Here is a 14,234-nt window from a genome sequence, read left to right as displayed (position 1 = left end):
AACCGAAAGGAAGTAAGACCCCTTGAAGACGACAAGGTAGATAGGTTAGAGGTGGAAGTGCAGCAATGCATGGAGCTGACTAATACTAATCGGTCGAGGGCTTATCCAGAGAGGAAGAGGTTGGGAAAGGTTGCTTTTGTTCAATATGTGGTTTTTAGGGTATGTTCATAGTTGAAATGGCCCGGTGGCTCAGTTGGTTAGAGCGCCGCCCTGTCACGGCGGAGGTCGACGGTTCGAATCCGTTCCGGGTCGTTTTTATTTGTTAATACATGCTGAATGAAGAATCTGTCGGGGTCTTAGCTCAGCTGGGAGAGCATCTGCCTTACAAGCAGAGGGTCACAGGTTCGAGCCCTGTAGGCCCCATTGATGTATTTTTCTGAAAGGTATGTATATACTAGTATAATAAGGGCGAATTCCCGAGTGGCCAAAGGGGACAGACTGTAAATCTGCTGCTGATAGCTTCGGTGGTTCGAATCCACCTTCGCCCATTGAAATCTTTGTTGACAAAGTATTTCTAAGTATTTATAATTATATATTAGCGCGGGGTGGAGCAGTCTGGAAGCTCGTCGGGCTCATAACCCGAAGGTCGTAGGTTCAAATCCTACCCCCGCAATTTTTGTTATTAAATAATAAAATTTAGTATTAGGGCGTGTAGCTCAGTCGGTAGAGCACTTGACTTTTAATCAAGTTGTCCCGGGTTCGAATCCCGGCACGCTCATCAGATGCCCAGATAGCTCAGTTGGTAGAGCAGAGGACTGAAAATCCTCGTGTCGTTGGTTCGATTCCGACTTTGGGCACTCAGCACTTATCGTTATAGATAAGTGCTTTTTTTGCCTAAAAAGTACGCAAATACGTTGTTCTTGAAAGTTTATCCCCAAAGTGACTATTTCAGATATATGTTATCAAGATGAGAATTAGAGTTTTCTGCTGCAATTATTTCATGTGCAAAGTGCTCATATTTTTTTGTTGTTTCAATGCTTTCATGACCCATTAAAATGCTTAAATCGTAGACACCAGTATTTCCAGTTTTGCGGTAATTATCTGTACAAAATTAGTAGCAAAATTATGCCTTAATTTATGTGAAGAAATATCAAAAAGAACTTGGTGTCTCAAACGGTTCATAAACACTTTGATTACGTTTTTAGAAATTTGATTTTCCATTCTGTCACAAAACACATAGTCCACATCCTTGTATGGGTATTGTGAAAGATAATCCTGTAATAGCATTTTGGAAATATACCCCAAAGGCACCAAACGGTTCTTAGAATCTTTTCCAGTAACTTGCAATACATTACAGTCAAAATCTAAGCCTTTTTTAAATAAGGTACAAATTTCATTTTGTCTAAGCCCAGAATCCAGCATAAGGGTTATTATAGACTTGTTTCTAACATTCAGCCAGGAAACAGAGCATTTTGCAAAGTCAAGTAAATACCGTATATTAGTGGATAATAAAATATAATCTTTTACAACATCAAGAGAAAGAGAAATGTACTCTATGCCTGAATCTATATAGCGAATAAAGATACTGACTATGTTATCATAATCCCTAATTGTTTCGCGAAAGAAATTATAAAGAGACTTGCAACGAATCAATTTATCAAAAGCGGTTTGCACAGTGAAAAATGTTACTTTCTATCTTTACTATCTGGAAAAGTATTATACTTACCAGCAACAATGGTTCTAAATCCTTCACCGATAAACTCAATTCTGGAATGTTCCACACAAGAATCAGTAAAATAATAAATATTATCAACAGGCCTTAAAAAAGTCCGAAATGAATCATAATCATCAATTTTCAAGTCACTATATTGCTTGCCTAAAGAAATATAGGAATATTAACTGACAAGGGGGGGGGGGGGTGGCATATTCCAGAAACCACAATATTTGTAAAACGTTACCAGACCAGAAAATGGCAGATATCCTCAAGTTCCCCAAAGAAATCAATCGCTTCAGACTGAACAACATCTGGGGTATCGGTCATCTTACGGATGAAACGGAACAACGCCGGCAAGTCAGAATCTGAAAAGGAATTAAGAAAACCAATGTAATATGTTTTATCCTCTTTACTCATTATAAAACCTCCGTTAAGACAGTAAATAAACATTGATTAATAAATAAATGGTACAATAAAATACATATTACCTACTATCTAAGAATTAGATAAAAGATAGCTATATGCTAGCATCTTTGTCATACCAGAATACCATAGGTGCTAGCAAAGTGAAACTTAATTATTCTTGTAAAATAAAGAGGATTAATAAGAATGCCTTCTAAAAAACCACAATTTGTAATAAGAGCAGAACAAGAAATATTAGACAAAATAGCATATATAGAAAGTGAAAACGAAAGAAGTAGCACACAAGAAATAGTATATCTAATCAAACAAAGAATAAAATCATATGAACAGGAACACGGGGAAATTTAGATTGAAGAAAAGTCAAACAAGGAAAACGCAATTATAAAAGGCCTAAAAATAGTATCCGGAGTGGCAGTGGGAGAAGCAGCCGCAGATATAGTAATAAAAAAACAAAAAAAGAGTAATATTAATAGCTTTAAAACGCACCAGAATGAACAAGAAGCAGTTTTAAAGGCCTAAAGCAAAATATATCAAGGAGGGCATAAAAATGGATAATGAGACGATTGAAGCAATGAGACAGCTATTAGAACCAATCAACCTTAAATTAGATAAAATCAACAACCGCCTAGGAAACGTAGAAAACGACATAGGAAATCTTGACAACCGCATCAGTAATCTAAACAATAGAATCGACAACCTAGAATACCAAATGAAAAAAGGATTCAGAGAAACCAGGCAGGACATAGACACACTAGTAGAAGTCCTGGAAGCCAAAGGCATATTACCAAAAGCCCAATAACAGCAATATCCCCGGCACTATACCGGGGATATATTATTACTATATAACACAATTCTTGCCTCAGTAAATTCCAGGCCAAGCCGGAGCCACTACAACCATGTGTTACAAATCAGAGCAGAAACGCCGAAAGAATACCGAAGGCCAAGGGTATACCTAGCGTTTTCTGGCAGTTGATAGAGACACGTCAAGAGAGCGATAATAATTAAGAATCATTTTCTGAACCATACAGTTTTTATAATGCCATAGCGGTTAGAATCCGCTTCCAGACGGTCATAAAATTCCTGCAAAACCCACAAAGACAAACGTGCTTTAGGCTTTTTTACATATCCACCTTTTCTTTTTCCAAAATTAGTCCTCATATAATACCTCCTTAAGAATAAAATAAAACAATAATAGGACAATACATAATATATTTTAATTTTAAATCAAGTTGTTCCGGGTTCGAATCCCGGCATGCTTATCAGATGTCCAGATAGCTTAGTTGGTAGAGGAGAGGACTGAAAATCCTTGTGTCGTTGGTTTGATTCCAACTTTAGGCATGAGAAACATTTATCTTGGTAGGATAGATGCTTTTTTTATTTTGTAAGGTTTCCTTTATTGTAAAAAAGAAAGAATTTTGATACTATAAATAAAATTTAAATCATCAGATATATTAATATTAAGAGGTAAAATAGATGGATAGCAGGCGTAGAAGACCAAAAAAGAAATCAGATGTAAAAAGTATATTCCTCATATTAGCGGCAGCTATAGTAATGATAGCTGCGATTTATACGGTGATTAATGTCATTGGCAAAATAAAAAGTGATTATGAAAATTTGGAGTTTACAAAAAAAGAAGAATCACCTGTCATTGACATAGAGGTAAAAAAGGAAGAAGGGATTGGATGGAATGAGACAGATAGGGGATGGAAGTATCTTCTAAAGAAGAATGAGTATGCACAAAATCAGTGGTTGAATATAGACGGATATCTCTACTATTTTGGGGATAAAGGCTATATGGTTACAGGAGAGTTAAAGCAGGAGGGACAAATTTTTACACTTCACGATACAAAGGGTTATCTTCAAAACATACAGAGGGACTGGAACTTTGTTCCGGAGTCGACTGGAGAAAATTTGGACAGCTTGGTAAAGACAAATGCTTTTTGGTGCTTTCTTCAGGAACAGGAGGAGGGAAATAACAGTCCATTTAGGGTGATTCAGTATAGGAAGGCAGTAGAGAACAAAATAAAGGTTCTGGGAAATGCTTCAAATCCTGAAAGGACTACAAAGGACTCAATGAAGGCCTATGGGGATTATCTGTACTTTCTTCCAAAGGTGGAGGAAAGTCAGTTATCTTTTCTAGACCAGAATGAATATGCTCTGTGTAATAAGCTGTTTCGAATGATACCGGGAAGCAATAAAAAGGAATTGGTAGCAGATAATGTAGATGGCTATCTTGTTGTGGATAATATGATATTTTATGCTCAAGGGGGAAAGATTTACACAGCTTCCTCAGGAACTGAGTATGCTACAGGAGATGACAGATATTCTGTTATAATAGAAAATGACGCCTGCTATCTGGTGGATGAGGATGGTAAGCCTGCTGTTTCCGAGACAGGAGACAGCATTACCCTTGGTGACCGAATGTATAAGATCCAGAGTGACGGAAGAATTATGTCAGTTGAACGGGCGCAGCCTGTGATTGACGGAAAGATCTTTTATCTTAGTGGAAGTGGGAATCATTCTGCTGTCAGTATTAAGAATCAGGAGGGAGGCAAGTTAATAATTAAGGAGCCTTACGGTGTACAAAGCTACTGTATTGTGGATAAGGAGATTTATTTTAGCGCTTATGTGGATAAGGATGAACGTGGTCAGTGGTACAGTCAAATATTCAAGAGCAGTCTGGAAGGGGAAAATAAGCAGAAAGTTTCAGATCAATTTCCGGGATCTATAGAAGTAATGTATTATTATGAAGATGAGGGAGAAATTTACGGTGAGTATTATCCTGATTTTTGGAATCAAGCCTATGGAGAGGTAGTTGCAATTACCTTAAGTGGAAGTATTTATAAAATTGAAGACAAAGAAGTGAGAACCGGGAGGTATGTAAATGGAAATGACAGATTGCAGCTGGTGATGGTGAAGAATGGCAAGCTGACGGCTCAATGGCAGGACTGCAGTTGGAGCAGGACTGAAGGTATAATCAGTACCCTTTGGAGTAAAGGGGTTGAACTGGATGCTTCTGTGCGTAGTCTGCTTATGACAGAGGAGAATCAGATGGAGGAAGGAACAAGGGTAGATAGGGGTGAAGGAGAAGGCATGACGATAGAGCCGCATGAATCTTCAGCTCCCACCCAGCAGGAAAAAACAGTTGCGCCCATTTATCCTCCAATGAACAGAGATCCGGTTATCAGTACGGAAGGACCTAAGGGGGATACAACAGCGTCTACGGTGGTACCCAAGGAAACGGAAGATGTGGTAGAGATTATTCCTTTAGGTTAAATTAAGCAATGATAAGCTGAGTGTAAATGAGTATGAGAATCCCTTCAAAGGAGCTAGTAATATAAACTCCTTTTGAAGGGAGGCAACGAGTTAAGGATATAGTGGCTAAAACGGAATAAACCAGTATTTTGAGACACTGTTCGATAACTGATTTTTTTGGAAATAAATGGTTTAATTGTTATTACAGTGTTGTATAATATAGCTGCGAAGAATTGAAATTCGCAATAGAACAGTATATCAAATACTGCAACGAATATGGAATGAAAGAGAAATGGGGATGGATGAGTCCTGTACAATACAGACGCAAACTCTTGGTTGTACAGAAATAGCGAAACAGCCCAAACTGTCCCGCTAATAAAGTATGACTTTTGGGGAGAACCTCATTTATCTTGCATCAGTTTCGAGATTTACATAATCTTTGGAATTTTTCCCCAAAACCCTATTAGAGGCAGATAAATCCTCGTTTGATTAATATATTAAAATTATTCTTCATCCAAATCTACGATTACATAAAAACCTCTGGAGTTTTCACGGATTTCTTTTACTATTCCGTATTCTGACTTTATACGATCCCTGGCTGCAAAGCATCCTGACATAGCCACAGCCGGATCAATAATATAGCTGTAGCTGCTGGTTCCTTCCCGTTCGACAATTTTTACACGATCTCCTTCTTTTACCAGACCCTGGCGTTCCATTTTAAATTCTACAGTTCTCACTGGAGCTTTACTTCCTTTCTTACTTCCTCACATACCATATTGATGTAATCTGACAGGCTAAGATTCTGACAGCCTACAATGTAATGGTTGCAGCGGTTTACAGGTATAAGTATCTTGTATGCTTTGCTGGAGCTGATGGCTGTGGCCATAGCAGGAGTGATTTCTCCCAGAAGGGAATTAGCCATAACGATTCCCACAGGTCCAATTATAATATCTGCATCCTGGACATTAACAATAACAGGGTTCTCCCCGGTAGATCCGTAGGCTGCTCCTGCTTTAAGCATAGCGGAGGTAGCAATGCTGTTGCTTCCTATGCCATAAAGTTCCAGCTCCGGATAGAGAGAGTGAAGCTGCTCAATAATGGATTTTCCCATTCTGCCTCCCTGACCGTCTATAATCACTATTTTCATTAATTTTCATCCTCTCTGATGATTTTCTAAAAATTTATTTTAACAGAATTAGAGAAAAAAGTAAATGTTATCCACATCAATGAAAAAAACAGAAGCAAATTGTGGATAAATATAAATGAAGGATTAAAAAGTTTGGATAAACCGGCCAGTATATAATTATTTAAATGACAAACGGAGAAATAGATAGACAGTAAATGAGATTAGCTTTTGCTTGATCAAATAACATAAACCAAGATGCAGCTACTAATGGGTTTATTGTAATAAAAGCCAGCGCCGGTCTTGACAAATCCTGATCAGATGTTATAATCAAGATCAGCAGAGATGCAATAAAAAGGCGTTGAAGGAACCAGTAATGAATCGTGAGGTAACCAGAGAGCGGACCCTAAGGTGGAAGGAACGCATACCGAAGATTGATGAAGACCAGTCCTGAGCTGTATCAGGGAACTGTGTAGATAGCGCAGGGAAATGATACCGTACCCCGCGTTAAGGGCTAATTGAGTGAAACACAAGGTGGAACCGTGTATATGCACCCTTGGACAAGAAATATGTCCAGGGGTTTTTTGTCTCTCCTAGGTTGTTAAGGACATGCTCCTGGCATATTTCAGAAAATATTCAGATAGGTAATTGTGAAATTCACTAACCAGACTTTATATTTTGCATAGAAATGAAAGCTAAACTGTAAAATTTTGTGCAGGACACATAAAAATCTATAATTTGGTGAGGAGAGAAATAAAAAAGGTTTAAAAAAGCTAGGTTTTATAAGGCTTTCAGAATTTCACAATTATCTTAAATATTCAGAAAAGAAAAGGAGATTGATTATGAAGATTATTTTACCTGATGGAAGTGTTCAAGAGGCCGGGGATGAGTTAAGGGCCATTCGCCACACTGCATCCCATGTACTGGCTCAGGCTGTAAAAAGACTGTATCCTGAGACAAAGCTGGCTATCGGACCTGCTATTGATGACGGATTTTATTACGATTTCGACAGAGAGGGAGGCTTTACACCGGAGGATTTAGAGAAGTTGGAGGAGGAGATGTCCAAAATTGTAAAGGAGAATCTTCCTATTAAGCCCTTTGTACTTCCAAGACAGGAAGCCTTAGATTTCATGAGGGATAAATCTGAGCAATATAAGGTGGAGCTGATAGAGGATCTTCCAGAGGAGGAAACCATAAGCTTTTATCAGCAGGGCGAATTTGTAGATCTGTGTGCAGGCCCTCATATTATGTATACCAAGGGAGTTAAGGCATTTAAGCTTACCAGTATTGCAGGCGCATACTGGAGAGGCAGCGAGAAGAATAAAATGCTTACTAGAATTTATGGTACAGCTTTTGCAAATAAGGCAGATCTGGAAGCATATCTGACTATGATGGAGGAGGCTAAGAAACGGGATCACAGAAAGCTGGGTAAGGAACTGGGATTGTTTATGTTTGTGGAGGAAGGACCAGGCTTCCCATTCTTCCTTTCAAAGGGAATGACTCTGAAAAACACTCTGATTGACTACTGGCGTGAGATCCATTACAGAGATGGATATCAGGAGGTTTCCACTCCTATTATTTTAAGCCGTAAGCTATGGGAGAATTCTGGGCATTGGGATCATTATAAGGATAATATGTACACTACGCTTATTGATGAAGAGGATTTTGCGGTTAAACCAATGAACTGTCCAGGCGGTATGCTGGTATATAAAAATCAGCCTCATTCTTACCGTGAGTTGCCTTTGCGTGTAGGTGAGCTGGGATTGGTTCACCGTCATGAGAAGAGCGGACAGCTTCACGGTCTTATGCGCGTACGCTGCTTTACCCAGGACGACGCCCATATCTTTATGAGAGATGATCAAATAGAGGATGAGATCAAGGGTGTAACAAAGCTGATCAATGAGGTTTATACACAATTTGGTTTTGAATATTTTGTGGAGCTGTCCACACGGCCTGAGGATTCCATGGGTTCTGACGAGGACTGGGAGCTGGCTACAAATGGCTTGAAAAAGGCTCTGGAGGACATGGGCCTTTCGTATATTGTAAATGAAGGAGACGGAGCATTTTACGGTCCCAAGATAGATTTTCATTTAAGGGATTCTCTGGGAAGAACCTGGCAGTGTGGCACGATTCAGCTGGATTTTCAGATGCCTCAAAGATTTGAGCTGGAATATACAGCTGAGGATGGTTCCAAGAAGCGGCCGATTATGATTCACCGTGTATGCTTTGGTTCTATCGAGCGCTTTATTGGGATACTCATTGAGCATTTTGCAGGTAAGTTCCCTGTTTGGCTGGCTCCGGTCCAGGTAAAGGTAATCCCTGTATCGGAGAAATCCATGGATTATGCCGCAGGGGTATATGAGAAGCTAAAGAAAGCAGGTATCCGTGTAGAGCTTGATTACAAGGATGAGAAGGTTGGATATAAGATTCGTCAGGCTCAACTAGAGAAGGTTCCCTATATGCTGGTTCTGGGCGAGAAGGAGGCTGCCGGGGGCGCCATTACGGTCAGAAGCAGGGATAAGGGAGATCTAGGAACGGCACAGCTGGATGACTTTATCGAAGATGTAAAGAGGAGAATCAAAACAAGAGAAAAATAAGGATTGTCTAATACAAAATAGAAATGTGATAGCATATCTCTAAACTAAAAGCATGGTTCTAAATGACTTAATAGCAGAACAAGAAAGTGTCAACATCGATCGTTCGGATAAAGTAAAATATGTTGCAAATGCAACATAGAATTGTTTGGAAGTTATGGTATACTATTAAAAAAGTTAGTGTACGCTAATTTGTTTTTTACTTTTCCATAATTAATGGAAAGGTGTGAGGATTGTCTATTGGACAGATTGGAGGAATATACTATGATTTTAAATGCAACCTACCCCTTTGAACTTCCACCGCTTCCCTATGCTTATGATGCACTGGAGCCTTATATAGACAAAGAAACCATGCATTATCACCATGACAAGCATTTGAAAACCTATGTTGATAATTTAAATAAAGCTATTGAAGGGTATCCCGAATATCATTCAAGAACCCTTGAGCAGCTTTTGTCCGGGCTGGAGGAGCTTCCTGATGCAATTAGAGCTGCTGTAAGGAATAACGGAGGCGGCGTATATAACCATGCTCTTTTCTTTGATATGATGGCTCCTGCAGGTCAGCAGATTCCTGATGAGATTGCTGAAGCTTTCGGAGGGGAGGATAAGTGGAAAAAGGAGATGAAGGCTGCGGCTCTGGGACAGTTTGGTTCAGGATTTGCCTGGATGTCGGCAGATTCTTCTGGAAGCCTGAAAATATTTGCTCTTCCCAATCAGGATAATCCTTTGTCAGCTGGTGCGTATCCAATTCTTCCTCTGGATGTTTGGGAGCATGCCTATTATCTTAAGTATCAAAATCTTAGAGGAGATTATATTGATAATTGGTTTAATGTCGTAAACTGGAATGCAGTTAGAGAAAGGCTTAAAGGATTAGCAGGCAGAGAAGAAGATTGACTTAATAAAGAGAGAATAGGACAGGTGCTTTAATAATAATTATGGTTACAGCATGCGGCATAGTCAAAGGGACTATGCCGTTTTTCTTCCACCATGGACGGGCTCTAATGGATGCAAGTCCCGAACATGCCCAGGTAGTGGGAAATGGATAGCTGAATGGCAAGGGTATCCATCATGAGGTGGAATCGGAAGGAAGCTGTGGGCTAACCCTTGATTTGGCGGACAGGAACCACATATAAATAAGCAGCAAATACCCATGATTTACGCATACACAGGGGCACAAAATGTCTTTGCCAAAAAGGAAAAGAGAACGTAGCAAAAAGTGTTCTCTTACTTGTTAAGTTGATTAAACCGCTGTGTACCGAAGGAGACGTAGAGCAAATAGCATGGAAAGTGTTATCTTTCGGATAGATTTTAAGGAAACCTTAAAATGACACGTTTAAAGTAATATGATATTATAAAAATATAATGACAAATATGAAGTTTGATGAGGGCTCAAAAGTGTTTAGAGAAATTGCAAGAAAAAAACAAGAGCTGCCTGTGGATAAAGTAATAGAAGTATTAGACGCTGAGAAACGTGGTGTTTTGTCTGTTATAGGAGATAATGGTTATCCATATGGTTTGCCAATAAATTATTGGTATAATAAAGAAAATGGTTATTTATATTTTCATAGTGGAAAAAAAGGACACAAGATAGATGCTATGACGGCAAATAATAAGGTTTCATTTTGTGTTTATGATTCTGGCTATAGAAATGCTGGTGAATGGGCATTAAATATCAGTAGTGTCATTGTTTTTGGTAAGATGCATGTCGTTGAAAATTATGAAGAGTCAATGGAAGTTTGTAAAAAACTTAGTTTGAAATATACTCCAGACATTGAATACATAGAATCAGAGATTCAAAAATTTGGGAATGCGACACTATGCTATGAACTACGTCCAGAACATATAACAGGTAAAATTGTAAACGAATCATAAAAGAAACATTAAGAAGAGCATAAAAAATGCGATTATTTGAACGTTTTATTGCTTTTTGTTACATCATAGATTATAATAACCAATGTTAATATAGAATAAAATCTGCCACCGGGTAGTAGATGCGTAAAGCATTCGTTTGTACATCGTTAGGTCATTGAAGATGTGCATGCGGATGTTTATTTTTTTGGAGGTTAGTATGTCAAAGTTGATGAATTATTTTTCCAAGTCTGAAATTGTTTTATGGATTATTTCTGTAATAGTTATTATTATATCGTTCTGTGTTTTTGATAGAACAAATTATATGACTTTGTGTGCATCGTTAATAGGTGTGACATCACTGATTTTTAATGCAAAGGGAAATCCATTCGGTCAGTTGCTTATGGTAGTATTTAGTCTGTTATATGGAATTATTTCTTACACTTTTGCTTATTATGGAGAGATGATTACATATCTTGGAATGACAATGCCAATGGCTATATTTGCCTTAATATCATGGCTAAGAAACCCTTACAATGGAAATAAAGCAGAGGTTAAGGTAAACGATATAAGCAAAAGAGAAAATTTGTATATGTGGATTGGCACATTGGCTATTACATTGCTGTTCTATTTTATTTTAGAATATTTCAATACTGCAAACGTAATTCCGAGTACAATTTCTGTTACTACAAGTTTTCTTGCTGTATATCTTACTTTTAGGAGAAGTCCATATTTTGCATTGGCCTATGCTGCTAATGATATTGTGTTGATTATATTATGGGTACTGGCAAGTATATATGATATTAGGTATATTTCGGTCATAGTATGTTTTGTTGTATTTTTTGCAAACGATATGTATGGTTTCACAAGTTGGCAAAGGATGAAAATTAGGCAACATGAGAATAAATTAGTGCGATTAAAAAACATAACTAATTGACATTGGAGCAGACGAATCCCCTTTTTATACGTTGATATGGGATGAAAATTAAGGGGTAGGAATAAGCCCTGTTTTCGTGTATACTAAAAGTGCTTGGAAAAATTATTTGATGAGAACGATTTTTAGATATGGCTATTTTGAAACAAACTAATAAGCCAGAGGAGGAATAAGGGGTGTAGGCTTTTGGGGACAAATACCCAGACGCATTGATTTTACTGGGTTTAAGCTAATGTTACCTGTCTTAAATGTTACAACCATGTGGATTTGGAAGGTAAGGGATATGAAACAAGAGGATTTGCTGATTCACAGATTAAGGGCATATGGAAATTCAGATATATACCCATTCCATATGCCTGGACATAAGCAAAGAGGCGCGGAAGAATTTTTTAATCCTTTTAAGGTAGATATTACGGAAATAGAGGGGTTCGATAATCTGCATCATCCAGAAGGTATATTAAAGGAATCCATGAAATGGGCAGCTGGAATTTATGGAGCGGATCAGACCTGCTATCTGGTAAATGGAAGCAGCTGTGGACTGCTTTCAGCTATCTGTGGAAGCGTAACCAGAGGGGGCAGGATTCTGATAAGCAGAAATTGCCATAAAGCAGTGTATCATGGTATTTATCTTCAGCAGCTTCGGTCATCCTATGTTTATCCACAGGAGATTCCCGGTTTTGGAATACAGGGAGGAATCCATCCTGGGGATGTGGAAAAGATACTGGACAGATACATGGACATCCAAGCAGTACTTATCGTTTCTCCTACCTATGACGGAGTCGTATCGGATATAGAAGGGATTGCGAAGGCAGTACACAGAGCCGGCCTTCCTCTCATTGTGGATGAGGCCCATGGGGCACACTTCCGGTTTGGGAAGGATTTTCCTGTATCAGCTCTGGAGCTGGGAGCAGATGTTGTAGTTCAAAGTGTTCACAAGACACTGCCAAGCTTGACTCAGACAGCTCTTCTTCATATAAAATACAACCGTCCGGGAGGAGGGTCCTACGTGGATGTGGATCGGATTCACCAATATCTTAAAATATACCAGAGTACTAGTCCCTCCTACCTGCTTATGGCAAGTATTGAGAACAGTATTTTTCAGATGAATGGGATGAGTATGGAGCCTTTTATAAAGGCTTTGGAAAAGCTGAGGAAGCGTCTGGAACATATGAAGAAGCTGAGGCTGGTGAAGGAGGATGTTAAGGGGCGGTTTGGAGTCTTTGATCTGGATCGTACGAAAGTAGTTGTATCTACAGCAGGAGCAGGCATAAGCGGAGTCTGGCTTAAGCGACGGCTGAGAGATAAGTATCATCTGGAAATGGAGATGTGTGGAGCAGATTATGTGACTGCCATTACTACAGCGATGGACAGGGAGATGGGTTTTGAAAGACTGGGAACTGCTCTTTTAGAGATAGATGAAGGAATAGGCCCTATGGAAAGGGGAGCAGAGGGAGCTGCTTTCTTTGAAGAAGGCAGCTGTATCTACAGCAGGCCAAATGCTGTTGCCATGACGATTTCTGAAGCGATGGATGGGAGGAAGAAGTCCATTGCCTTGAAGGAGAGCGCAGGTTCTATTTCAGGAGAGTTTGTATATATATATCCGCCGGGTATCCCTGTTTTAGTGCCGGGGGAATATATTAGCAAAGAGATTTTACATTTGATTCTTTCATATATAGATAAGAAGCTTCCGGTTCAAGGGGTTGGAGACATCAAGCTTCAGACTATAAGAATTGTGGATAGAGAGTAAAGGGATTTAGTCTGTCAGGGGTAAAATAGAGGGTGAGGTTTAAAGGAATGGGAAAGATATTTTATGTGATGGGAAAAAGTGCTTCGGGAAAGGATACTGTGTTCAAACAGCTTTGTAAACGCCTTCCTAGGTTAAAAACCATGACTATGTATACTACCCGTCCCATTCGGGAGGGTGAGCAGGAGGGAGTGGAATATTTCTTTGTGAACCAGAAGTTTTTGGAGGAATGCAGGAAAAAGGGAACATTGATTGAGTGCAGGACTTATGAAACGGTGTTTGGCCCCTGGAGTTATTTTACAGTGAATGATGGTCAGATTGATTTGGAAAAAGGGGATTACCTGGTGATAGGGACTCTGGAGTCCTACGGTAAGATGAGAGAATTCTATGGCAGGGATGCGCTGGTTCCCCTTTATATTCATGTAGAGGATGGACTGAGGCTTAAACGGGCTTTGGAACGGGAGCAGCAACAGAAAGTGCCTAAGTATAGAGAAATGTGCAGACGGTTTCTGGCGGATGAGGAGGATTTTAAAAAGGAGAAGCTTAAGCTCCATGGAATTGAGCAATGGTATGAGAATGTGAGTCTGGAGGATTGCTTAAAGGAAATTATAGGGGATATACAGGATATGAGCGTTCACAATACTTAGGAGGCGGTTAAT

14 protein-coding genes, 6 tRNA genes, 1 rRNA gene and 1 pseudogene are annotated in these 14,234 nt (G+C 39.1%); 17 read left to right on the top strand and 5 right to left on the bottom strand.

Annotated features, from left to right (window positions below):
* The 7 genes from FYJ39_RS20500 to FYJ39_RS11275 form a co-directional block, all read left to right on the top strand.
* Positions 1-109, top strand: a 23S ribosomal RNA gene (locus FYJ39_RS20500); the annotation flags it as partial.
* Between the two features lie 69 nt (positions 110-178).
* Positions 179-252: transfer RNA gene (locus FYJ39_RS11300), tRNA-Asp, on the top strand.
* 38 nt (positions 253-290) lie between these two features.
* Positions 291-363: transfer RNA gene (locus FYJ39_RS11295), tRNA-Val, on the top strand.
* Between the two features lie 43 nt (positions 364-406).
* Positions 407-488: transfer RNA gene (locus FYJ39_RS11290), tRNA-Tyr, on the top strand.
* Between the two features lie 51 nt (positions 489-539).
* Positions 540-613: transfer RNA gene (locus FYJ39_RS11285), tRNA-Met, on the top strand.
* Positions 614-645: 32 nt separating this feature from the next.
* Positions 646-718, top strand: a tRNA-Lys gene (locus FYJ39_RS11280).
* A gap of 6 nt (positions 719-724) precedes the next feature.
* A tRNA-Phe gene (locus FYJ39_RS11275) sits at positions 725-797 on the top strand.
* A gap of 202 nt (positions 798-999) precedes the next feature.
* Here the strand turns inward: FYJ39_RS11275 and FYJ39_RS11270 are convergent.
* Together FYJ39_RS11270 and FYJ39_RS11265 are read right to left on the bottom strand one after the other, a co-directional pair.
* The gene (locus FYJ39_RS11270) at positions 1,000-1,614 is read right to left on the bottom strand and encodes a site-specific integrase (protein ID WP_154472554.1); all 615 of its coding nucleotides are present in this window, start codon (positions 1,612-1,614) and stop codon (positions 1,000-1,002) included.
* 280 nt (positions 1,615-1,894) lie between these two features.
* Positions 1,895-2,071: a hypothetical protein gene (locus FYJ39_RS11265; RefSeq protein ID WP_154472553.1), complete on the bottom strand. Its 177-nt coding sequence runs from the start codon at positions 2,069-2,071 to the stop codon at positions 1,895-1,897.
* Positions 2,072-2,263: 192 nt separating this feature from the next.
* On the opposite strand from FYJ39_RS11265, the gene FYJ39_RS11260 reads away from it, so the two are divergent.
* Together FYJ39_RS11260 and FYJ39_RS11255 are read left to right on the top strand one after the other, a co-directional pair.
* Positions 2,264-2,425: an Arc family DNA-binding protein gene (locus FYJ39_RS11260; RefSeq protein WP_154472552.1), complete on the top strand. Its 162-nt coding sequence runs from the start codon at positions 2,264-2,266 to the stop codon at positions 2,423-2,425.
* 199 nt (positions 2,426-2,624) lie between these two features.
* On the top strand, positions 2,625-2,876 hold the full coding sequence (locus FYJ39_RS11255) for a coiled-coil domain-containing protein (RefSeq protein ID WP_154472551.1): 252 nt from the start codon (positions 2,625-2,627) through the stop codon (positions 2,874-2,876).
* 209 nt (positions 2,877-3,085) lie between these two features.
* On the opposite strand, the gene FYJ39_RS11250 is transcribed toward FYJ39_RS11255, so the two are convergent.
* Positions 3,086-3,235, bottom strand: a complete 150-nt coding sequence (locus FYJ39_RS11250) for a hypothetical protein (protein ID WP_154472550.1) — start codon at positions 3,233-3,235, stop codon at positions 3,086-3,088.
* Positions 3,236-3,550: 315 nt separating this feature from the next.
* On the opposite strand from FYJ39_RS11250, the gene FYJ39_RS11245 reads away from it, so the two are divergent.
* Together FYJ39_RS11245 and FYJ39_RS21510 are read left to right on the top strand one after the other, a co-directional pair.
* Positions 3,551-5,353, top strand: a complete 1,803-nt coding sequence (locus tag FYJ39_RS11245) for a DUF5050 domain-containing protein (RefSeq protein WP_154472549.1) — start codon at positions 3,551-3,553, stop codon at positions 5,351-5,353.
* Positions 5,354-5,565: 212 nt separating this feature from the next.
* Positions 5,566-5,682: an IS3 family transposase gene (locus FYJ39_RS21510; RefSeq protein ID WP_154472548.1), complete on the top strand. Its 117-nt coding sequence runs from the start codon at positions 5,566-5,568 to the stop codon at positions 5,680-5,682.
* Positions 5,683-5,835: 153 nt separating this feature from the next.
* On the opposite strand, the gene FYJ39_RS11235 is transcribed toward FYJ39_RS21510, so the two are convergent.
* Together FYJ39_RS11235 and FYJ39_RS11230 are read right to left on the bottom strand one after the other, a co-directional pair.
* Positions 5,836-6,069 carry a hypothetical protein gene (locus FYJ39_RS11235; protein WP_178257865.1) on the bottom strand — a complete coding sequence of 78 codons (234 nt, stop codon included), beginning with the start codon at positions 6,067-6,069 and terminating at the stop codon, positions 5,836-5,838.
* Positions 6,066-6,479: a DUF3842 family protein gene (locus tag FYJ39_RS11230; protein ID WP_154472547.1), complete on the bottom strand. Its 414-nt coding sequence runs from the start codon at positions 6,477-6,479 to the stop codon at positions 6,066-6,068. The genes FYJ39_RS11235 and FYJ39_RS11230 overlap by 4 nt, the downstream gene beginning before the upstream one ends.
* A gap of 872 nt (positions 6,480-7,351) precedes the next feature.
* Between FYJ39_RS11230 and thrS the strand changes: the two are divergent.
* The 6 genes and pseudogenes from thrS to FYJ39_RS11200 form a co-directional block, all read left to right on the top strand.
* A pseudogene (thrS, locus tag FYJ39_RS11225) lies at positions 7,352-9,052 on the top strand (threonine--tRNA ligase); the annotation flags it as partial.
* A 261-nt stretch (positions 9,053-9,313) separates the two neighbouring features.
* Positions 9,314-9,943: a superoxide dismutase gene (locus tag FYJ39_RS11220; protein ID WP_154472545.1), complete on the top strand. Its 630-nt coding sequence runs from the start codon at positions 9,314-9,316 to the stop codon at positions 9,941-9,943.
* Between the two features lie 501 nt (positions 9,944-10,444).
* Positions 10,445-10,921 (top strand): pyridoxamine 5'-phosphate oxidase family protein, encoded by a 477-nt coding sequence (locus FYJ39_RS11215; protein WP_288215818.1) that lies wholly within the window; start codon positions 10,445-10,447, stop codon positions 10,919-10,921.
* 196 nt (positions 10,922-11,117) lie between these two features.
* Entirely contained in the window at positions 11,118-11,834 is a 717-nt protein-coding gene (gene pnuC, locus FYJ39_RS11210; protein WP_235919805.1) for a nicotinamide riboside transporter PnuC, read from the top strand.
* 280 nt (positions 11,835-12,114) lie between these two features.
* Positions 12,115-13,578: an aminotransferase class I/II-fold pyridoxal phosphate-dependent enzyme gene (locus tag FYJ39_RS11205; protein WP_154472542.1), complete on the top strand. Its 1,464-nt coding sequence runs from the start codon at positions 12,115-12,117 to the stop codon at positions 13,576-13,578.
* A gap of 47 nt (positions 13,579-13,625) precedes the next feature.
* Complete coding sequence (locus FYJ39_RS11200) at positions 13,626-14,222, top strand: nucleoside/nucleotide kinase family protein (RefSeq protein ID WP_154472541.1); 597 nt, start codon at positions 13,626-13,628, stop codon at positions 14,220-14,222.
* Positions 14,223-14,234 lie beyond the last annotated feature (12 nt).

Source organism: Clostridium porci (assembly GCF_009696375.1).
Lineage (GTDB): Bacteria > Bacillota > Clostridia > Lachnospirales > Lachnospiraceae > Enterocloster > Enterocloster porci.
The sequence above is the reverse complement of the archived record's forward strand: the minus strand, read 5'-3'. Positions and strand labels throughout refer to the sequence as shown.

Bases quoted from the DNA above. Each gene is read 5' to 3' on its own strand.
- FYJ39_RS11260 (WP_154472552.1), top strand. From the start codon at position 2,264: ATGCCTTCTAAAAAACCACAATTTGTAATAAGAGCAGAACAAGAAATA.
- FYJ39_RS11220 (WP_154472545.1), top strand. From the start codon at position 9,314: ATGATTTTAAATGCAACCTACCCCTTTGAACTTCCACCGCTTCCCTAT.
- FYJ39_RS11245 (WP_154472549.1), top strand. From the start codon at position 3,551: ATGGATAGCAGGCGTAGAAGACCAAAAAAGAAATCAGATGTAAAAAGT.
- FYJ39_RS11250 (WP_154472550.1), bottom strand. From the start codon at position 3,235: ATGAGGACTAATTTTGGAAAAAGAAAAGGTGGATATGTAAAAAAGCCT.
- pnuC (WP_235919805.1), top strand. From the start codon at position 11,118: ATGTCAAAGTTGATGAATTATTTTTCCAAGTCTGAAATTGTTTTATGG.
- FYJ39_RS11255 (WP_154472551.1), top strand. From the start codon at position 2,625: ATGGATAATGAGACGATTGAAGCAATGAGACAGCTATTAGAACCAATC.
- FYJ39_RS11230 (WP_154472547.1), bottom strand. From the start codon at position 6,479: ATGAAAATAGTGATTATAGACGGTCAGGGAGGCAGAATGGGAAAATCC.
- FYJ39_RS11205 (WP_154472542.1), top strand. From the start codon at position 12,115: ATGAAACAAGAGGATTTGCTGATTCACAGATTAAGGGCATATGGAAAT.
- FYJ39_RS11265 (WP_154472553.1), bottom strand. From the start codon at position 2,071: ATGAGTAAAGAGGATAAAACATATTACATTGGTTTTCTTAATTCCTTT.
- FYJ39_RS11200 (WP_154472541.1), top strand. From the start codon at position 13,626: ATGGGAAAGATATTTTATGTGATGGGAAAAAGTGCTTCGGGAAAGGAT.